Origin of the sequence: Kitasatospora sp. NPDC058190 (assembly GCF_042883685.1) — a bacterium.
Classification (GTDB): Bacteria; Actinomycetota; Actinomycetes; order Streptomycetales; family Streptomycetaceae; genus Kitasatospora.
This window is the reverse complement of the sequence record NZ_JBHVVI010000153.1, coordinates 1-18,896: the sequence shown is the minus strand read 5'-3', so window position 1 is coordinate 18,896 and position 18,896 is coordinate 1. Positions and strand designations below refer to the sequence as shown.

Below are 18,896 nucleotides of genomic sequence, written 5' to 3'. Positions count from 1 at the left end.
AGATCCTGAGTCTCGACACCTCAAGATCTGCACAGGGGACGGCGTGTACTGCGTCAGGCGCTCCTCAGCGACCCACAGATGGAGCAGAAGAGCCCTATTTCCCGGGTCGGCCGAGCTGGTGGACCCGCCAGCCCGCGGAACGCCAGGACTCGGGGTCGAGGGTGGTGCGGCAGTCGACGAGCACCGGGTTGGCGGGAAGGTCCACCAGGGCGTCGGGGGCGGCCTGCTGGTACTCGGGCCATTCGGTCGCCAGGACGACCAGGTCGGCGCCGGTGAGGGCGGCGGACAGGTCGGAGGTGTGGTCGAGTTCGGGGTTTCGGACCATGGCGTTGGCCACGGCCTGCGGGTCGTGCACGGTGACGACGGCGCCTTCGCGGTGCAGTGCCAGAGCCAGTGCCAGGGCCGGTGACTCGCGGACGTCGCTGGTGTTGGGCTTGAACGCAGCCCCCAGCACGGTGACCCGGGTGCCTCGGAGCGGCTGGTCGTCGAGGGCGTCGGCGATGAGGTCCATGGCGACCGTGGTGCGGGACTCGTTGATCTTCTCGGCTGCGAGCAGGAGCTCGGCCGCGTTGGTGGCGCCGAGTTTCCGGGCGGACGCGGTGAAGGCCCGGATGTCCTTGGGCAGGCAGCCGCCGCCGTAGCCGATGCCCGGCTGCATCCCGCCGGCGCCGATCCGGGGGTCGATGCCCAGGATTTCCACGATCTTGGAGATGTCACCGCCGGCCTTCTCGCACATGTCGGCGACGCCGTTGATGTAGCTGATCTTGAGACCGAGGAAGGTGTTCGCCGCGCCCTTCGCCAGTTCGGATGTCGCGGGGTCGCAGACGAACAGCGGGACGCCCGTGTCGAGGATGGCGGCGTACACCGCGCGGATCGCCTTCTCGCCCTCCGCGCTGGTGACCCCGGCGATGATGCGGTCCGGGCGCAGCGTGTCGTCGACGGCGTGGCCCTCGCGCAGGAACTCGGGGTTCCAGACGACCTCGACGTCGGTGCCGGCGGGGGCCAGGCGCTGGGCGAGGGCGGTGACTTCGGCGGTGGTGCCGACGGTGACGGTGCTCTTGCCGACGATCGTGCAGGCCTTGGCGAGGTGGGGGGCGAGCTGGCGGATGGCGCCGAAGACCTGGCCGTTGTCGTAGGAGCGGCCGTCGGCGTCGATCGGGGTTCCGACGCCGATGAAGTGCAGCTCGGCGAAGGCGGCGGCTTCGGCGATGTCGGTGGTGAACCGCAGGCGGCCGCTTCGGGTGTGGCGGGCCAGGAGCTCGGGCAGGCCGGGCTCGTAGATGGGGCATTCGCCGGCGTTGAGCCGCTCGACCTTGTCGCGGAAGACGTCCACGCCGATGACCTCGTGACCGAGTTCGGCCATCGCGGCCGCGTGCGGGATACCGAGGTGACCGCAGCCGATCACGGAGACGCGCATAGGAGTTGGTCCTTGTCTGGTCGAGGGGCACACCGTTACTCGATGTGCTCCTGACGCTACTGGGTGCTGGAAGGCCTTGAGACCGGCCTTGGAGTCAGCTGCTCATCGGTGGGGACGCGCCGCCAGCGTCCGGAACGACCGCCGCCGCGAAGGTCAGACTCACGTCAACGCCTGCCGTCGACGTGGACGCCCTGACCCTGCTGGCGCTGCGCACGGCCCGCCCGGGCGCCGCTGGCGACCCGCGCCACGCCGCCGGGGCGGCGCTCGTCGGATGCCGGGGGCTTAGGCCTGCGCTGCGACGGCGAGTTGGTTGACGAAGTGGGTGAACTCGCGTGCGGCGGGTTCGTTCTTCCAAGGAGCGAGAGCCTCGGTGACCTTCGTCAGGTAGGCGGTGGCGCGCCTGGACGTGACCCTGGCCAGGATGCCGACGGCTTCGCGGCCGGCCGCCAGGCCACTGTCGAGGTCGCGGGCCTGGAGGTGGCTGGTGGCGACGACCGCGCGGCGGATGCCGGTTGCCCGGGCGAAGCGGTCGGCCGGCATGGTCTCGGCCCGCTGGTTCCAGACTAGGGACATCGCGGGCTTGCCTAGGTCGCGGAAGACTTCAGTGGCATCTGCGGCGAGCCGGGCCTCGTTGAAGTAGCCGAGCCACGTGGGGTCGTTGGTGCCGGGGCGGATCTGTTCGAGCAGGTCCTCAGCGCAGCCCAGCGCGGCGGTGGCGGCCGATGTGTCGCCGAGGCGTCCGTGGGCGCGGGCTTCGGCGAGTTTGGCGAAGGCCAGGACGCGGGGCGCGGCATGGCCCTTGGCCCGTTCGAAGGCGCCTTGGGCCATGTCGACTGCCTCGTCGGGGTAGCCCTGGAGCATGCTCTGGAGTGACATGGTGGTGAGGACATAGGCGCCCATCTCGATGTCGCCGCCGGCCCTGGCCAGGCGTAGCGCTTGGATGAAGTGTTGCTGGGCGACGGTGTGCTGGCCGCTGTCGAAGGCGGACCATGCCACGACGCGGGCGAGTTCGGCGGTGGCGGAGAACAGCTCGCGGCCGACGTCGTCGCTGTAGGTGCCGTTCAGGAGCGGGATGGCTTGGTGGGTGAGGCACTGGGAGACCGAGCTGGAGCGCCAGTCGCCGCCGCCGAACTTGGAGTCCCACTGGCGGGCTTGGTCTGCTGCTTCCCACAGGTCGGCCAGGTCGGTGCGTCCGACCCGCCGCCCGCCGTTCTGTCCGGCCGTGATGTCCGAGGGCAGGGCGAGCCAGCGGGTGACGGGTGTGGCGTAGGCGGCGGCGGCGAAGGTGCCGCCGCTGAGGACGTCGCGTCGCTTCACGGTGTCGGCGCTCCAGTAGTGCTGGACGCCGCGAACGGCGTCGGTGCGGTCTCTGGGGAAATCCCATCCCAGCCGGACGTCGGTCTCGCGCGCCACGCCCATGCCGATCTCGTCCGGGTCGACGGGTCGGCCGATGCGGCGGCTGAGCGCGGTGGCGATGAGCCGCGGGGTCGGGTCCTTGGGGCGCATGCCGGCCAGCCAGTTCCCCACGCTGGTATGCGAGTAGGAGGTTGGGTGGCCCTCGTCGGCCCCGAGCTGGTTGACGAGGTGGGCCAGTGACTTGCGGCTGACGCCGTAGGTCACGAGGAAGTCGTTCAGCTTGGTGTTCGGCTGCTTCGGGGTCCGGTGCGGTTGCGCCACGGCGGTGCCTCCCTCGGTCCGGGCTCGGCGCTGGCCGGTGTACGGCCAGCGCTCTCATGGGACCGCCTGCGGCCCAGGGGTGGCCAGGGCTGCGGGTTGGGCTGTTTCCGAGACGCCGGGTGGGATGGATCTGGGACGGATCTGGGATGTCAGGACGGGCGCAGCAGGTCGAGGACGGTCTGGTGGTAGATCGCGTAGACGTGCGGGAGTTCGGTGAGGTGGGCGCGTTCGTCGATGCCGTGGAGGCCTTCGTAGGGGACGCCGAAGCCTGCGGTGGCGGCGATGCCGTGGCGGGCGAGGAGGTTGCCGATGTTGGAGGGGCCTGCGGTCTTGGGGCGGGGTTCGAGGCCGGTCTCCTTGGCGGCGCGCAGCAGGGTGGCGGCGGGTTCCTGGCCGGGGGTGAGTTGGAAGGGCGGCCAGACGGCGACGGTGTCGACTTGGGTGGGGTGTGGGGTGGGGTGGTCGCGGTCGAGGGCGGTGGCGGCGGAGTGGACGAGTGCGGCGGCGTGGTGCTCGTCGAAGGCGGGGGTGAGGCGGATGTCGATGTTGAGGGTGCACAGGTCGGGGACGACGGAGAAGCCCTCCCCGCCGTGGCAGGCGGTGACGGAGACCTTGGGGGGCAGGGCGAACGGGTCGCTGTCGGCGGGGGTGGGGAGGTCGGCGCTGTCGAGGGCGTGGATGAGGTGGGCTGCGCGGGAGATCGCCCCGACGGTGGGCCGGCTGGATCCGGAGTGGCCGGAGGCCCCGTGGACCTTCACGTGGGCGCGCCACAGGCCGCGGCCGCCGACGACGACTTCCTCCAGCCCCGGGTAGCCGATCATCACTCCGTCGGGGCGGGTGGCCTGCGGGTCTGCAAGGTAGGCGAGGGCGCCGCCGAAGTGGCCGGTGTGCTCGTCGACGTCCAGGAGTACGGCGAGGCCGCCCGCGAGTTCGTGGGTGCGGGTGTGGAGGTCGGCGGCGATGTGGCAGAAGGCGGCGGCGGCGAGTTTGGAGTCGGCGCTGCCCCGGCCGAGCAGCCAGTCCTGTTCGATGTCGCCGGAGGTGGGTGGGAAGGTCCAGGCGCTCTCGTCGCCGAAGCTGGCGGTGTCGAGGCAGGCGTCCAGCGTCCACCATGGGCCTGGGGTGGCTCCGGCGATCTCCACGACCAGGGCGACCAGGTCGCCGTCCGGGTTTCGGAGGCGCCGGTGCGGCAGGTGGTGCCGGGTCAGCCAGTCCTCCAGGATCGCCAGTACGGGCTCGTACGGGTCGATCCCGCCGCGGCTGGGCACGCGCACCAGCTGTTGTGCCAGGTCGATGACCGATGCAGCCCGGCTCCTCGCAGCGTCCAGCAGGTTCTCGCTCACGTTCCTCCTCGGCCCGTGTCTACTTCTCGCGCGGGGTGAGCGCGAGAACCTCTTCCGGGGTGTGCAACGGCCGGGCGGATGCCCACGCTTCCCGGGCGTGCTGGACCAGGCCGATCGCGGCCTCGTGCCCCAGCAGGACGCCGGAGTCGAAGCCATCAGCACCGTGCAGGGACGGCAGCGGGACCACCGCCCGGGACTCGGAGGCGACGAAGAAGCGCTCCATCGCGGCTGGCTGCTCCACTACGCCGATCCGCAGGGTCGGGTGGCCGTTGCGCCGTTCGCGCGGGTCGCGCAGCTCAAGCAGGCGCAGGAGGTGGGCGGTGAGGTCCGGGTGGCGGGGCGGTCCGTACAGGACGCGGTAGTGCACCAGGTCGGGGACCTGGGCGACGGCCGTTTCGATTCCTGCCAGGTACGTCTTCTCGCGGGATCGGCTGCCGGTGACGACCAGCCACTCGCGTGCCGTGGTGACGACCTCGGTCATCGCTTCGAGCAGGTCGGTCCAGCGGGTGAGGAGGCGGTGCACCACGTCGGTGCCAGCCTGCTCCAGGATGCTCTCGGCGGTGCCGTCCTGGTGGGCGAACAGCACGGCGGAGCGCTGGCGGTACAGCTGGGCGAGGCCGTCCCGGTTGCGTTTGCCGGTGCGGCGGCGGCCGGATTCCCAGGCGCTCATCAGGCTGCCGTCGGTGGCCCCGCCGGTGATGGCGTTGAGCTCCACGGCCGCCTGGTCGAGGGTCAAGTTGCGCGCGAGGCGCTCCCGCTTCAGCGCCGAGTCGCTGTCCGGGCCTCGGGTCATGGCCACCCCCTTATGTCGCTCCCCTTTGGGGATTGTCGTCCCCAGCGCGAGGCCCGCTGGAACCTCTCCCGGCCCGGCCTGTGGTCGGCGGCGGGGCGGAGGGGTTCCAGCGGGCCGGTGGGCTCAGAAGTGCTCGGTGAGCCAGGGTTCGCGCTCGCAGGTGGCGCGGATCAGCGCGGTGAGGGCCTCGGGGGCACCGCATACCCCGGCCAGCAGGGCGGCGGCGGTGCTGCCGAACGCCCCGGCGTACCAGAGGGTGAACTGGGCCCGGGTGAAGGCCACCTCGGTGTCGGCCGGGGAGGCAGGGGTCAGCTGGGCGGTCCCCTTCGTGATCTCCAGCAGGTAGTGGTCCTGCCCGGAGCCGTCGCGGGTGCCGATCTCGATCCCGATCCGCAGGTCGAGGTCGGCCGGCCAGCCGCGCTGTCGGATGGCCTCCTCGACATCGAGGAGGCGCAGCATCCACGGCGGCTGGGCGTGGGTGGTCAGCAGGGTGCTGCGGGGCAGGGTGTGGAGCAGGAGCGGATGGGGCGGCAGCGCGGTGCGCTCGAATCGGATGGTGGGGATGCGGCTGTCCCAGCGACCGAGGAAGGCGAGCATCGCGGCGGTGGTGTCCGGGTCGGCGGCCCAGAAGCCGTGGACGGTCAGCTGGGCGCCGCGCTGCGGGTGGCGGGTGGTGGCCAGGGTGAGCTGCCCGGCCGGGGTGTCACCGGCGGTGCTGGTGAACTCGTAGGTCTGGGCACCGTGGTGCTCGATGAGGAAGTCGTTCCACCAGGCGGGGCGCGTGAGCGTCCCGTTCCAGTCGGGGGCGAGGCCGGCTCGCATCCGTTCTCCTGCCAGGGAGCAGCCGTGCTCGATCCGGTGGTTGCCGGGCTCGAACGTGGCGCGCAGGGCACTGGCGGGAACCTCGTGGGTGGCCGTCGGCACGGGTGCCTGCCAGCCCATCCGGCGGGCGTGCTTGGTCAGGGCGGTCCAGACGGTGGCCAGGACCGCGCCCTGCTCGCGCAGGGGACGGATGCGTTCCTCCAGCATCCGCGCGCCCAGGTGCTCGCCTCGCTCTTCCGGGGCCACGCACCCGGATCCCAGGCAGGCGGTGGGCACGGGGCGCCCGCCGAAGTGCTGGCCCGCCAGGAAGCCGAGTCCGCCGGCGATGACCTTGCCGCCGCGTACGGCGACGCGGGTGTCGACGCGCCCGGCGAGCTGGCGGACGGCGGGGACGGGGTGGCCGTAGCTGCGGGTGGCCAGGGCGTCGTACTCGTCGAGGAGGCCTCGCTCGGCCTGGACGATCAGGATCCGTTCGCTCGTCACGGTACTCCCTCCTGTCAGTAGCCGGTGGCGTCGCGCAGGGGCTGCGGGTCGGCCGGGACGAAGAAGGTCCGCTCGGCGGTGAGCACCTGCTCGCCGTGCTGGTTGTGGCCGGTGATGCGGCAGGTGACGATCCCGTGCTCGGGCCTGCTGGCCGAGGGCCGGGCCTTGAGGATCTCGGTGGTCGCGCTGAGGGTGTCGCCGACGAAGACCGGGTTCGTGAAGCGCACGTTGTCCAGGGCGAGGTTGGCCGAGGTCAGGCCGCTGGTGGCGCGCACGGTCATGCCGGTGACGATACCGAGGGTGACGATGCCGCACACCAGCGGCCGGCCGGGACCGGCGGTGCGGCTGTACTCGGCGTCGGAGTGGACGGGGGCCGGGTTGCCGGTCAGGGCGAGGGTCATGGCGTGGTCGAGCTCGGTGACGGTGCGCTTGGGCCGGTGCTCGATCACGGTGCCGGCGATCAGGTCGTCGAGCCCGGCGCCGACCGTCTCGCGGTAGCGCTGCTCGCCGATCTTCCGGAAGCCCTGGGGAAGGACGGTGTCGGTGTCCACGGGGTGTCTCCCTTGTCGGTGGGTCAGGTGGGCTGGTGGCCGGCGCGTTCGGTGAGGGCCTGGGCGGCGGCGTAGAAGGGCGCGCCGACCATCTGGCCGTGGACGCTGGTGATGGAGGCCCCGGTCTGCCCGCGGGCGGCGACGATGGCGCGGGCCTGGGCGAGTTCGGCTTCCGTGGGCTGGAACGCGTCGTTGATGACCGGCACCTGCCGGGGGTGGACGGCGGCCTTGCCGGTGAACCCGAGGGCGCGGGCCTGCTCGGCCTCGCGGCGCAGCCCGTCGGTGTCGGCCAGGTCGAAGTAGGGGGAGTCGACGGCAGCGATGCCGGCGGCCGCGGCGCTGTTGGCGAGGACGGAGCGGGCGTGGAGCAGGGCCTGCCAGGTGCGGGCGGCGCCGGTGACGGCGGCGTAGTCGGCTGCGCCGAACAGCACCCCGGTCAGGCGGGGCGCGGCGAGGATCGAGGGGGCCTTCTCGATGGCGCGAGGGGTCTCGATCAGCGCCCAGATCTGCGGGGTGTGGCCGTCGGTGTCGAGGGCGGCGGCGGCTACCTCGATGTCGCGGGCCGACTCGACCATGGGGACCAGGACGAGCGGGGGCTGGTGGGGGTATTCGGCGAGTGCGATCAGGTCCCGCAGGCCGGCGCGGGTGGTCAGGGCGTTCATCCGGACGCCGGACAGGGGCCCTGCGGGGTCGGCGGTGGCGAAGAAGCCGGCGGCGCGCTCGCGGGCGAGGTCCTTGTCGTGCGGGGCGACGGAGTCCTCCAGATCGACGAGCGTCACGGTGGCGCCGCTGGCGCGGGCCTTGGCGAAGCGCTCACCCGCGACGGCCGGGGTGACGATCCACGCCCCGCCCGGCGCGGTCCATCGGGTCGCTGTCACGGCTGTTCACCGCTGGTGTCCCGGTGGGTGCCGGGGGTGGGGCGGGTCGTGGTGCTGGGCATGGAACCCCTCCTGCTCGGTGGGATGGCGGCCCGCCGCCGGCGAGGTGCGGCGGCGGACCGGGTGGTCAGGTGTGCTGGAGCTGGCGGACGACCGCGCTGATCTGGTCCTCCTGGCCGGCGATCACCTGGCGCCTGCCGAGCTCGAAGAACACCTCGATCGGGTCGACCCCGCCACGGCGGGCGGCCTCCAGGACGGGGAGCTTGAAGCCGGAGAAGACCCCGGCCAGGCCGCTGACCAGGCTGATCGAGTCGATGGTCGGCGGGGCGGGCATCAGCTGGTCCTCGGCGACGTCGGCGGCGCGCAGCAGGGAGGGCAGGTCGATGCCGGTGGGGTGGCCCTTGCGCTCCAGCACCGCTGCGAGCACTTCCAGCTGGGTGTTGCCGGCCCCGGCGCCGAAGCCGCGGGCGCAGCCGTCGATGACCAGGGCGCCCGCTTCGACGGCGGCCACCGAGTTGGCCACCGCCATCCCGAGGTTGTTGTGGCCGTGGAAGATCACCGGGACGTCGCCGACGGCGTCCACGATGGCGCTGATGCGCTCGGTCACGTCGGCGGGCAGGTAGTGGCCGGCGGAGTCCATGATGCCCACCGCCCGGGCTCCGTAGGCGACCAGCAGGGCGCTCTGCTCGGCGAGCTCGCCGGGGCTGATCATGTGGCTCATCAGCAGGACGGCCTGGGCCTCCACGCGCAGGTCGCCCAGGACGTCGAGGTGGCGCTCGGCGACATCGGCCTGCGAGCAGTGCGCCGCGATCCGCACGACGTCGGCACCGTGCCGTACGGCGTTGCGCAGGTCCGCGGTGGTGCCCCAGCCCGGCGCCATGAACACCCCCATGCGGGAGTTGTGCAGTTCCTCCCGCACGACGGTGAGCATCTCGTCGTCGCTGAGCTTGGCCTGGCCTAGCTGGAGGGAGGAGGCACCGAGGCCGTTGCCGTGGCCGACCTCGACCACGGGTACGCCGGCCTGGTCGGCGGCGCGGGCGTAGGCGCGCAGCTGGTCGGCGTCGAGCTGGTGGCGCACCGCGTGGTGGCCGTCGCGCAGGGTCGGGTCGTAGAGCCTCACCTTCGGCTGGATCACCTGGTCCACAGGGCTGCCCCTTCCCGAGTGAGGGCGGCGGCCCTCTCGGCCGTGTGCACGGCGGCCGCGTTGATGATGTCGAGGTTGCCCGCGTAGGCGGGGATGTGGCTGCTGTGGGCGGTGATCTCCAGGGCGACGTCGATCCGCTCGCCGGCGACCGTGCAGGAGGTGACGGTGTAGGCCGGAGCGAAGGCCCGCACCCGGTCAGCGGCGGCCTGGACCGCGGCCCGTACCGGCTCGGGGCGGGCGTCGGGCGCCAGGACGGTGACCTGCACGCGGAACGGCGGCTCGGGCTGGGCCGGGCTGAGGTTGAGCAGCGCCTTGACCCGTGGTGCGCCGGTCAGCTCGCGGACGGCGGCCTGGGTGGTGGCGATGTACTCGTCGATGTTGAGCCGGGTGCCGCGCCCGGTGCTGGCGGTGGCGGCGGTGGCGACGACCTCGGCGTAGGTGGGGGCGCAGGTGGTGGCGATGGCGTGCAGGACGGGGATCGCGGTCTGCCCGCCGCAGCTGATCATGTTGAAGTGGCGGGAGGCCCGGGCGGCCTGGTCCCCGTTGACGGTGGGCACCACGTGCGTGCCGGTGCTGCTGGGGGTCAGGTCGACCAGCACGGCTCCGGTGGCCGCGAGTGCGTCCCAGTGGGCGGTGTGCACCGCCGCGTTGGAGGCGTCGAAGACCACGTCGAAGCGCTCCTGGGCTTCGACAAAGGTGGTGATCCCGCCGGCCATCGTGGTGAGCCCCAGTTCGGCCGCGCGGTGCAGGCCCGGCGAGGTCGGCGCGCGGCCGACGATCAGCGCGCACTCCAGTACGCCGGATTTGCTGAGCCGCTCGGCCAGGTCCATGCCGATCTTGCCGGTCCCGAGTACCGCGGCCCTCAGCCGCGCTGCGGGTTCCTTCATTGGCGGACTCCTTTTCGATTCCTGGTGATCTGTGAAGTCGGTTGCCCGGGCCGTAGCGCCGGGCACGGCATGGTGGTCAGCGGGTCTGGACGGTGACGGGGGGCAGCGCCTCGCAGAGCGCCTCGACGCGCGCGCCCGCGGGCAGGGGGAGGCTTCCGTGTACGGATCCGGCCAGCACGATGTCGCCAGCCTTGAGTCCGGTGCCGAACGCGGCCAGGCGCCGGGCCAGCCACACCACGGACGCCAGCGGGTCCCCGAGGACCTCCCGGCCCGCGCCGGTGGCGGTCAGGGCTCCGTCGACCCGCACGTTCAGCACCTGCTCGCGCAGGTCCATCCCCGGCCCGAAGGCGACGGGCGGACCGGTGACGATGCGGGCGCACGCCGCGTTGTCCGCCACGCTGTCCTCCAGCGTGATCTGCCAGCCCTGGTACCGGGTGTCGATCACCTCCAGGGCCACCATCACCTGCGTGACGCTGCTGCGCGCAGCCTCCAGGTCCACGGCCTCACCGGCCACGTCCCGGCCGAGGATGAACGCGAACTCCGCCTCGATCCGCGGGCACACCAGCTCGCCGACGGCGAGCTCGCCGCCGCTGGGCACGACCATGTCGTCCAGCAGGATCCCGGAGTCCGGGGCGTCGATGCCCATCTGCTCGCGCATCGCCGCCGAGGTCAGGCCGACCTTGTGGCCGATGGGGCGCGCGCCGTCGGCGATCCGCAGCGCCGTACCGGCCCACTGGACGCGGTAGGCGTCCGCCAGGGTCACCCCCGGGTGGCGTGCCCTCAGCGGCTCGATCGGGGTGACGGCGCGCTCGGCCACGAGCAGGCGGCGCGCTTCCTGCTCCACCCAGGGCTCCTGCGGGCCGCCTCCCGGCCCCAGGACGAGACCGGGGTTCCCGGACAGGGCGGCACCCAGGTAGGCCAGGCCCGGAAGAAGAGGAGGAAGGGCGTCGAACGCCCGGCCATCGGTGAGGTCGTGGTGCTCGCTGCCGCTCAGCGCCGGGGCGCTGGCAGTCGCTTCGGACAGTCCGGACATCGCGTCCCCCAGGGTTGAGGTCCCGGTACAGCCGATCTGTACCGGAAACCATCACAGCTCTCCGGACGCCGGTGGTGGCAGGGCACACAAGGGGGCCGACGGTCCGCAGGCGGGCACACAAGCCGGTGGCCGGCCGAGAAGGTCCCGGTCGGCCACGGAAGGGGAGCAGCAGGGGCGGTCAGGCAGTGCGCAGGGCCCGCTCCGCGCTGTAGCGGGTGACGACCTGCGGCAGGAAGTCGGCGTAGTGTCCGAGCCCGGTGACGTCCGCCTCGGAGCGGACCACCGCGAGCTGGTCCAGCTCGGCGGTGGCGCCGCGCGCGGCCTCGGCCTCCACCAAGCCCTCATGGTGCTTGTGCACCAGCCCCGCCGGGACCGGTGGAGCAACGAAGTGGACGCCGATGTTGCCGAACTCGCCCCGCGTGACGCCCCACACCGTCATGTCCTCGGGGTCGGCAGTTAGCCCGACCTCCTCCAGCAGCTCTTGGGCCGCGTGGCGCCGCAAGGCCGCCAGGTCGAGCGTCCCGCCTTCCGCGGGAGGCTCCGCGGAGCCGCCGGGCAGCGCCCACCTGCCCGGGGACGCGGTGGATCCCGAGTTCCGGCCGACGATCAGCCCGCCGTCCTCCACCGGCTGCAAGACAGTGACGAACACCGACGCGGGCAGCCACGAGCACGTGTCGAGGCGGCGCAGCGCGCGGTAGCGGTAGGTGACCCGGGCCCACGACAGCAGCAGTTCGCCGCCCGCGTCCTCGATCGCGATGCAGGCCACCGCCGGGCCGTCGAACAGAGCCGGCTGGCGGGCCACCGATTCTTCCCAGAACCGGTCCATGGCTGCCCGTTCCTCGGACGACAGCTGGGGCACCGGCACTTCGAGCAGGTGCAGCGCACGGGCATCGAAGAACTCAACAGCGGAGTCGGTCACTCGACCATCGTGGCAGACCTGGGGCCCCGTTCGGCACGATGAGCGCGACCGGCCCGGCTGTGCTACCTTGCCGCAGCCGTCGCGGCCAGCCGCCGGAGGCCCTCGTGCAGCGCTCGCTTGCGAGGCCAGCGCGTCACCTCGTTCCCCGGCAGAACCACCCAGCTGGGGACGCTGCTCTCCGGGGCTTGTACGTACGGCGTGGACCCTCACGCGCTCTGTCGGCCCCCTCGTCTGCCCTCCCGGCGCGTTCGGCACGGCGGTGTGATGGCCTCGGCACGGCGGCGCAGCCCAGCGACCCGGCCCGCCGGGCCGGGTCTGCCAAGACTCCACGGGGAGTGAACATGTCGATCACCTTGAACAGCGGCGCCCGCGTGGTGGCCGTGGTCGCCCACCCCGACGACGACGCGCTCATGTTCTACGGCACCCTGCGCACCTGGCGCAGCGCGGGGGCGAGCGTCACCGTCCTGCTCGTCACCCACGGCGTCAACGGTGTCTCCGTCGCCGACCAAGCCACCGGGCTCCGGCTGACCAGCACCCAGCGCCTGGCGGAGATCCAGGCCTCCTACCAGGACACCGGCATCACGGTGGAGTGCCTCGGCTTCGAGGACGGGGCCCTGAGCGCCGACCGCGAGCTGGTCACCGTCATCGAGGCCGCACTGCTCCGCCTGGGCTGCACCGTGCTGCTGACCCACGCTCTTCACACCGGGGTCGACCACCAGGATCACCTGGCTGTCGCCCGCGCCGCGCTGAACTCGGCCGCGCGGGTGCCCACCTGCACAACGATCCTGCACGGTAAGCCGCACGCCCCGCGCCACGAGTTCACCGCCTCCGTGCTCGTTGACATCACCCCGTACATCGCCGACAAGATCAAGGCTCTCCACGCCCACCAAACGCAGGCTGGCCGCTACTACCTGACCGAGGACTACACCCGCTGGCGCGCCGCCGGGCCGGGCTGGACGCTGCTGCCCGCCCAGGCCGGCGAGTGCCGCTACTTCGAGGAGCTCGCCCCCTCCCTGCTGCTCCTGAGTCAGCCGGCCGACCTGCGCCGGTGAACTCCCGTCGCCCTGAGCCTCCGGCCGGGGCCGCCACCTGAGCACCCGTGGACCTGTCCGATCTCGTGAGAGGTGAATCATGCCCACCCTCAAGGCCGTCATCGCCGCCGCTGGCGTCGGAAGCCGCTGGTTCCCCGTCGGCAAGACCACCCCCAAGTGCATGCTGCCCGCCTGGAACAAGCCCCTGCTCGCCTACACCGTCGCGGACTGCGTGGCCGCCGGCGCCCAACAGATCACCGTCGTCACCGCGCCCGGGGAGTGCACCCGGCAGGTCCGGCACTTCCTCACCGAAGACTCCGAGCTCAAGCGCTACTTCACCGCCCGAGGCTGGCAGGACAAATACCAGCCGATCGCCCAGCCGCTGGCCGCCGAGTTCACCATCATCGAGCAGCCCCGGGACACCGGCCTCTACGGCACCGCGCTGCCGCCGCTCTGCGCCGCCGACTGGATCGGCGACGACGACTTCCTCCTCGTCTCCGGCGACGACCTCCTGTTGCGCCTCGACCACGGATCCGACCTCGCAGACCTCGCCGCCGCCCGCCACAACGCCCGGACGGCGGCCGCGATCGCCGTCGCCACCAGGCCCTCCGACAAGCCCCTGCGGTATGGGATCGTCCAGCCCCGCGCTGGGACCGAGCCGCACCTGCTGCTCGGCGAGCTCCGGGGCTGGTCCCCCGAGGACCGGCAACGCCGCACCGCCTACATCGACATCAGCCGCTCTCTCCTCCCCTCGTCCGCCCTGCCGTACTTCGCAGAGGTCCAGCCGGCGGCCAACGGAGAGCTCCGCGCGACCGACGCGATCACTGCCTTCGCCATCGACCACCCCACGCTGATCCACCCGATCCTGGGAGCCTTCTACGACTGCGGAAGCCCCGCAGGCCTGCACGCCGCCAACACCGTCATCTCGGGCGCGGCCTGAAACAGAGCGACGGCCCGTCCGCTGCTGCACACGGGAGACCGGCTGCCCCGAGCATCCGAACGGGCCAATGCCCCAACGACCCGACCCAAAGTTGGTCAACCGTGACCACTTCCATCACCACCCCGCCGCCGGTCCGCCGCGATCCGCGGCCTGCACCGTCGGTGGCGCCAGCGGGACTGAGTGGCACCCGGCCGCCCGGGGCACCCCCGGGCGGCCACCTCGAACCTTCCTTCGGGAACAGGCGCCGCAGCTTCGGCCTCGCCGCAACCTGTTCCCCATGGCCTGACCGGGAGTGACCTCCATTACCAAGGAGACCGACACCCACGACGACTACGCCGACGACGGCCTGCCCGATGGCTGGTGGATGTGCCTGCATCACGGCCCCGGCGGCGGCCCCGGCGAGCAGTGTCCCGACTGCCGGGAGCACTGGGGACTTGCCCCCTACCCCACCTCCACCCGGCTCCTGGAGCGGCAACGCTGAAAGACCTCTGACTGCGTGCAGCGGGCATGTGGGAACGCCTGGACCAGCCAGCCATTGCTACAGCTGGGGAGTAGCCCGCCGCTTGACCACGCGGAGCCCGGCCAACGGGCCGGGCCAAACTTGCAGCCGAACGAGCTCGGTGGCATCCGCGCCATCGGTGCAGTCGGGCGCGTCCAGGTATGAACGGGATGCCCTGACACGGACCGCCCCGGCAGGGACTTCGAATCGCGCGGCATCGGGGAAGTAGTCGGTACACCCCATCACGACGACGCACCCGGACGGTACCGACAGGCTCGCCTCCACAACGTGGTCGAAGGCGAGGCCGTCATCGGTCGGCTCGGCGCCGAGGATCTCCACATCGACGCAAACGTCGAGGTTCTCCTCAGTACCGATCGCCAGAGCGTCACCAGCGACGGCGATCCCGTCGACCCAGGCCTCCTCAGTCCACGCCTCGCCCAGATCTTCCTCGGACGCCTCATCCAAAACGTGGATCTGGTGGTAGTCCGCGAACAGCGTCAGATGCATCATCACGCGATCATCATCGCTTCCGCCTCCAAGAGCTGACCTTGTGGTGTGGCAGCTGTCGGTCGATGGTCGCCATGGGCGCGCGATGAAAGCAGTCGACAGACCCTGGCCGAGCTGAAGATGCGCGGCCGGACACCGCTTGCTCGCACCACCCACCGGGCCACCGCCTGTCCCTTATGCGGCCGCGCCGCCAGGCCACCGCCACTCGGCCGGGCCATCGCGCTGTCTGTCAGCTCTGACCGGCAGGTTCCAGTCCGGCCCCTGACCGCCAGGACTTTGCAGCCGCTGAACGAGTGCCCTCCGCGCGTCGCCTGAGATTGTGATCAGGCGGCTGGAGGGCACAGCCGGGCTGGAGGCGGCCGGGCAGGTCCTCGGCCTTCCGACACCATGGCGCCGCTCGCCCCGGGAGCGGCGGGGTTCACCTTCTATCGCCTGCTGATTCAGACCGGCCGCCGTCCGGTCGCCCGGCCGCCCGGCCGCCCGGGGGAGTCGTATCAGCGGACCTCGGGGACGATGGAGCCGACATAGGAGACCCAGTCGGCCTGGAACTGCTCCTTCGTTCGGCCGGTCGCGGACATGATCTCCTGGTCGTACTGCCCGGGGTCGCTGTAGTGCGCCACGACGAATGCGAACAGCTTGTCCTCGCCGTTCTTCCGTGCCAGGTACCCGATGGCCGAGCCGGCCAGGGCGTAGTTGACACTCCGATTCTGCGCGCGACTGCTGTAGAAATCGTGGGATCCGGGGATCTGGATCTGGTACTGGTAAGCGTGCAGTGCTGCCTTGAGGTTTGCCTGGGCGAGGTTGTCCTTGCCGCGGAAGGCCATGTACTCGGCGAAGCCCTCGACGACCCAGGTCTGGGTCTTCTGCATGCCCGCGACCAGGACCTGCTCGGTCTCCAGCGGTGCGAGGATGGCGTGCGCCATCTCATGCCGCCCGATCTCGCTGACGTCCTCTTGCCAGTTCGCCGAGGTGAAGGCGCTCAGCGAGGTGTCGATCACGATGCGGGAGCCGCCGAACTCATGCGCGCTCGTGGAACCGTCGGCGGGCATGCCTATGTTGACACCCGCCTCCAGCTGGTCGTTCGCCCGGCCGTCGCCAGCGTAGAGCTTGTTGTAGACGTCGCGGTTCTTCTCCAGCACCACGAAGAAACCGGGCCCCGGCTGCCGGCCGGACGGGACGCTCGGAGCGACCCGGTGCCAGGCGTCCAGGTCGTCCTTGGCCGCCTGGGCCAGGACATCGGCGTCCCGCTCCAGTTCGGCCGACTGACCCTTGTCCGCGACGACCACGAGGTGGTCCCGATTCTCCACGGCCAAGTCGTCGTACAGGTCCCAAGGTGCTGGATAGTAGGCACTGCTGTCCGAAGCACTGCCGACCTCCGTGATCACGGGCACGCCGTTCTCGTGGCCGATCCGCCAGTTGTACTCCTCGGCCACCGGCTTGGCGTCCACACCCCTCACCTGGTGCACGAAGTTGACCTGCAGGCTGCCGTTCTGCGGCACGACCAGCTGCTGCTCCCAGCGTGCCTCCTGCCATGGGATCCTGACGAGGTTCCGGAACACCTTGCTCTGCTTCTCCCGCAGCTCGTCGCCCTTGAACGGCTTAAGGAACGCCGCTTCGTCCTTGGCCGCCAGCGCGTCCGTCATCTCTTTGGTGAGCCGCGTATACGGCGTGGGGTCGGTGGTCGCCGACGGGACGGCCGTGTGCGTGACCATCCGGCAGGTCACCAGGCCCGCGAAGATCACGACCAGTGCAACCAGGACGCCGAGCACCGAGAAGACGATCTTCCTGGTCGTGCGCGGCGGCTTACCCGCGGGCGGCACCGGCGGCTGGTTCGGGGAGGGCGTGGACTGGTTCGGGAAGCTCATCTCGGTCACCCGAACTTCCGGCGCGTCCAGGACGCCCAGTCCAGTGGTAGGCCCAGGTCTCTGGCTGTGCGCATGCTCATGCAGTCCCCCCGCTGTGACTCGTCGTTCGCAGCAGCACGACACGTAACGAGCAGCTGGGATAGCACACCGGCACCCGTCGAGTCGCGGATCACGCCTGCCGCAGTCGGTGATTACCGTACCGGCAGCTGCTGACGACGCATCATCAGGGGGGAGCGCCCCCGGAGGGGCTCCCCGAGGTGTGGACACCAGTGCTATGCGGCGAGTGCCAGGCCTCCTTGTTGTCGGTGGCTCCGCCGGCTCCAGGTCGGGGTCGGCGGAGGTGGTGCACAGTGGCGTCGCGTGTCCGGGGCCGGTCAGTCCGAGACGATGCTCGGGATGTGCTCGTGCAGGGCGTCCAGCAAGGCGATCTGCCGGGCGGTCAGCTTCCCAGCCGCCCGGGCGGCTTCCTGCTTCGCCAGCCACTTGCCCGGCCGCAGCGTCGGGTCCGCCTTGCCACCAGTGCGGGTGGCGGGGCCCGTGAGTGTGCCGACTGGCTCCTGGAACGGCTGCCCGCCCTGCTCGGCGCGAACGACACCCCCCAGCAGCTCGTCCTCACGCCCGGACCACCGCGCGACGCCCAGCGCCGTAACCCCGGGCTGCGCCTGCCGGCCACCGGACTCGTCCTCGACTCCCTGATTCTGGCGGTGCTGGAGCAGAAGGTCACGGTCCTGGAGGCGAGACGCGCCTGGAGGTTCCTCATACGCCGCTACGGCGAGCCCGCCCCCGGCCCCCGGTCGGACCTCCGCGGCGCCCCTTCCGCCCGGCAATGGGCCCTGATCCCGTCATGGGACTGGCACCGCGCGGGTGTCGACAGCAAGCGCGCCGACACGATCCAGCGCGCGGTCCGGCTCGCACCCCGGCTCGTAGAGGCCTCGGCCATGACCAGCGCAGACGCCCACGCGCGGCTGATGACCGTGCCCGGCATCGGCATCTGGACCGCCGCCGAGACCCTGCAGCGCTCAAACGGCGACCCCGACGCGGTCTCAGTCGGCGACTTCCACCTCGCCAATTCCTCGTCAAGTCGGTGTGTTCAGATTTCCCCTGGGCGGCACCTAAAAGAGGTGCTCTGGTCGGCCTCGCCGAGCATCCGTCAGCAGAAGAGGTGAGACTTGGGTTCATGTCGAAGGGACAGGTCAGCCGGTTGCGGCACGCGGTCACCTGGGTCGATCAGCACCCGGTGGTCTGGCTGACTAGCGCCTTTCCGGTTTCCTACCAGGTGCAAAACTGGGAGCTGCAGCTCGAGGAGTCCCGCCTCGACGCCACACCGCCGGCGCCATTGGACGAGGACGAAGCGCTCGCGGCAATCCTGCCCATTCTGAACGGTTGGAAGGCGTTTTTGGAGGTCGAGCAGCGGCTACTGGTGACCTTCCGGTACCTGGGCGCGGAGCCGGTGAACCTACCCTCGCCCGGTTCGGGCCCGCTGCAGGTGCAGGCAGTGGACATCCTTGTCACGGTTTCCGACGCAGAGATCGAAGTGCAGCACGGCGCTCTGCCGGAACCGAGTTGGGACTGGGCGGAGACAGCTGCGACCGTCCCGGCTCTCGAACTGTGCCTGCGCCCCCTTCGCAACGGAAGCCGGCCGGTGGTCGATGCCGCTTACTGGCTCGTCACGCACCTGATCCAGTGGGCCGAGGGTGAGAAGGAGGCTGCCGATCAACTCAACGTGGCCGGTGCGTACTTCGCCAAGGTGAAAAGGCTCAGCGGGCGGAGCGACGAGCGGAAGGTCGGTCCCGCGAAGGGGTCGGTAGAGCAATTGTCAAAACCTGTGGATCTGCTAGCTGGTCTGGCGCGGAGGTGATGGTTCGGTGTCGGTGGGTGGTGTCAGCATTGTGGCGAGTCGGTCAACGCCGAATCCGCTGATCAGGAGGCGTTCTTTGTGGCTTCCGGTGAGGCGCTGGGTCCAGTCGACAAAGCCGCCGTCCGCGATCTCCAGTTGCTGACCGTGGACGGTTGCGTAGATCTTGTAGCACAGGTCGGTGTAGTAGCCGCGTCCGGTCACCCGGTTGGGATCGTCGATGATGTCAAGGCCCGGTGTTCCGGCCAGCTC

19 protein-coding genes are annotated in these 18,896 nt (G+C 71.2%); 5 read left to right on the top strand and 14 right to left on the bottom strand.

Translation table 11 applies throughout. The annotated features are described in order from the left end of the window. Positions 1-94: 94 nt before the first annotated feature. The 11 genes from ACFVWU_RS40010 to ACFVWU_RS39960 form a co-directional block, all read right to left on the bottom strand. Positions 95-1,417 carry a UDP-glucose dehydrogenase family protein gene (locus ACFVWU_RS40010; RefSeq protein WP_387630478.1) on the bottom strand — a complete coding sequence of 441 codons (1,323 nt, stop codon included), beginning with the start codon at positions 1,415-1,417 and terminating at the stop codon, positions 95-97. A gap of 282 nt (positions 1,418-1,699) precedes the next feature. Beyond that, entirely contained in the window at positions 1,700-3,094 is a 1,395-nt protein-coding gene (locus ACFVWU_RS40005; RefSeq protein WP_387630477.1) for a sporulation protein, read from the bottom strand. A 149-nt stretch (positions 3,095-3,243) separates the two neighbouring features. Next, positions 3,244-4,437, bottom strand: a complete 1,194-nt coding sequence (locus ACFVWU_RS40000; protein ID WP_387630474.1) for a M20 family metallopeptidase — start codon at positions 4,435-4,437, stop codon at positions 3,244-3,246. A 19-nt stretch (positions 4,438-4,456) separates the two neighbouring features. Next, complete coding sequence (locus tag ACFVWU_RS39995) at positions 4,457-5,230, bottom strand: XRE family transcriptional regulator (protein WP_387630472.1); 774 nt, start codon at positions 5,228-5,230, stop codon at positions 4,457-4,459. Between the two features lie 123 nt (positions 5,231-5,353). Then, positions 5,354-6,535, bottom strand: coding sequence for an enhanced intracellular survival protein Eis (gene eis, locus ACFVWU_RS39990; RefSeq protein WP_387630470.1), 1,182 nt, complete (start codon positions 6,533-6,535; stop codon positions 5,354-5,356). Positions 6,536-6,549: 14 nt separating this feature from the next. Further along, positions 6,550-7,086: a MaoC family dehydratase gene (locus ACFVWU_RS39985; protein ID WP_387630469.1), complete on the bottom strand. Its 537-nt coding sequence runs from the start codon at positions 7,084-7,086 to the stop codon at positions 6,550-6,552. Between the two features lie 23 nt (positions 7,087-7,109). Further along, entirely contained in the window at positions 7,110-7,964 is an 855-nt protein-coding gene (locus ACFVWU_RS39980) for an HpcH/HpaI aldolase/citrate lyase family protein (protein WP_387630466.1), read from the bottom strand. Between the two features lie 127 nt (positions 7,965-8,091). Continuing rightward, complete coding sequence (gene dmpG / locus ACFVWU_RS39975) at positions 8,092-9,108, bottom strand: 4-hydroxy-2-oxovalerate aldolase (RefSeq protein ID WP_387630463.1); 1,017 nt, start codon at positions 9,106-9,108, stop codon at positions 8,092-8,094. Then, positions 9,096-9,995, bottom strand: coding sequence for an acetylating acetaldehyde dehydrogenase (locus ACFVWU_RS39970; protein WP_387630460.1), 900 nt, complete (start codon positions 9,993-9,995; stop codon positions 9,096-9,098). The genes dmpG and ACFVWU_RS39970 overlap by 13 nt, the downstream gene beginning before the upstream one ends. Before the next feature lie 76 nt (positions 9,996-10,071). Continuing rightward, positions 10,072-11,028: a 2-keto-4-pentenoate hydratase gene (locus ACFVWU_RS39965; protein WP_387630458.1), complete on the bottom strand. Its 957-nt coding sequence runs from the start codon at positions 11,026-11,028 to the stop codon at positions 10,072-10,074. Positions 11,029-11,206: 178 nt separating this feature from the next. Continuing rightward, on the bottom strand, positions 11,207-11,947 hold the full coding sequence (locus ACFVWU_RS39960) for an NUDIX domain-containing protein (RefSeq protein WP_387630456.1): 741 nt from the start codon (positions 11,945-11,947) through the stop codon (positions 11,207-11,209). Positions 11,948-12,288: 341 nt separating this feature from the next. Between ACFVWU_RS39960 and ACFVWU_RS39955 the strand changes: the two genes are divergently transcribed. The 3 genes from ACFVWU_RS39955 to ACFVWU_RS39945 all read left to right on the top strand — a co-directional run bounded on the left by ACFVWU_RS39955 (position 12,289) and on the right by ACFVWU_RS39945 (position 14,399). Further along, a complete protein-coding gene (locus ACFVWU_RS39955) occupies positions 12,289-12,999 on the top strand; it encodes a PIG-L deacetylase family protein (RefSeq protein WP_387630453.1) in 711 nt (236 codons plus the stop codon). 79 nt (positions 13,000-13,078) lie between these two features. Next, on the top strand, positions 13,079-13,918 hold the full coding sequence (locus ACFVWU_RS39950) for a sugar phosphate nucleotidyltransferase (protein ID WP_387630451.1): 840 nt from the start codon (positions 13,079-13,081) through the stop codon (positions 13,916-13,918). A gap of 292 nt (positions 13,919-14,210) precedes the next feature. Next, positions 14,211-14,399, top strand: a complete 189-nt coding sequence (locus tag ACFVWU_RS39945; protein WP_387630448.1) for a hypothetical protein — start codon at positions 14,211-14,213, stop codon at positions 14,397-14,399. A gap of 57 nt (positions 14,400-14,456) precedes the next feature. On the opposite strand, the gene ACFVWU_RS39940 is transcribed toward ACFVWU_RS39945, so the two are convergent. Further along, on the bottom strand, positions 14,457-14,927 hold the full coding sequence (locus ACFVWU_RS39940; protein WP_387630481.1) for a hypothetical protein: 471 nt from the start codon (positions 14,925-14,927) through the stop codon (positions 14,457-14,459). Between the two features lie 491 nt (positions 14,928-15,418). Further along, positions 15,419-16,798 (bottom strand): hypothetical protein, encoded by a 1,380-nt coding sequence (locus ACFVWU_RS39935; RefSeq protein WP_387630446.1) that lies wholly within the window; start codon positions 16,796-16,798, stop codon positions 15,419-15,421. A gap of 389 nt (positions 16,799-17,187) precedes the next feature. Between ACFVWU_RS39935 and ACFVWU_RS39930 the strand changes: the two genes are divergently transcribed. Together ACFVWU_RS39930 and ACFVWU_RS39925 are read left to right on the top strand one after the other, a co-directional pair. Further along, a complete protein-coding gene (locus ACFVWU_RS39930; RefSeq protein ID WP_387630445.1) occupies positions 17,188-17,955 on the top strand; it encodes a DNA-3-methyladenine glycosylase family protein in 768 nt (255 codons plus the stop codon). 11 nt (positions 17,956-17,966) lie between these two features. Continuing rightward, positions 17,967-18,647, top strand: coding sequence for a hypothetical protein (locus ACFVWU_RS39925; protein ID WP_387630442.1), 681 nt, complete (start codon positions 17,967-17,969; stop codon positions 18,645-18,647). Here the strand turns inward: ACFVWU_RS39925 and ACFVWU_RS39920 are convergent. Next, the coding region (locus ACFVWU_RS39920; protein WP_387630440.1) for a hypothetical protein at positions 18,624-18,896 on the bottom strand (273 nt) is incomplete at its 5' end. The genes ACFVWU_RS39925 and ACFVWU_RS39920 overlap by 24 nt on opposite strands.

Excerpts from the sequence above, each read along its gene's own strand:
- ACFVWU_RS39970 (WP_387630460.1), bottom strand. The coding sequence starts at position 9,995 with ATGAAGGAACCCGCAGCGCGGCTGAGGGCCGCGGTACTCGGGACCGGC.
- ACFVWU_RS39995 (WP_387630472.1), bottom strand. The coding sequence starts at position 5,230 with ATGACCCGAGGCCCGGACAGCGACTCGGCGCTGAAGCGGGAGCGCCTC.
- ACFVWU_RS40010 (WP_387630478.1), bottom strand. The coding sequence starts at position 1,417 with ATGCGCGTCTCCGTGATCGGCTGCGGTCACCTCGGTATCCCGCACGCG.
- ACFVWU_RS39950 (WP_387630451.1), top strand. The coding sequence starts at position 13,079 with ATGCCCACCCTCAAGGCCGTCATCGCCGCCGCTGGCGTCGGAAGCCGC.
- ACFVWU_RS39965 (WP_387630458.1), bottom strand. The coding sequence starts at position 11,028 with ATGTCCGGACTGTCCGAAGCGACTGCCAGCGCCCCGGCGCTGAGCGGC.
- ACFVWU_RS39925 (WP_387630442.1), top strand. The coding sequence starts at position 17,967 with ATGTCGAAGGGACAGGTCAGCCGGTTGCGGCACGCGGTCACCTGGGTC.
- ACFVWU_RS39955 (WP_387630453.1), top strand. The coding sequence starts at position 12,289 with ATGTCGATCACCTTGAACAGCGGCGCCCGCGTGGTGGCCGTGGTCGCC.
- ACFVWU_RS39940 (WP_387630481.1), bottom strand. The coding sequence starts at position 14,927 with ATGATGCATCTGACGCTGTTCGCGGACTACCACCAGATCCACGTTTTG.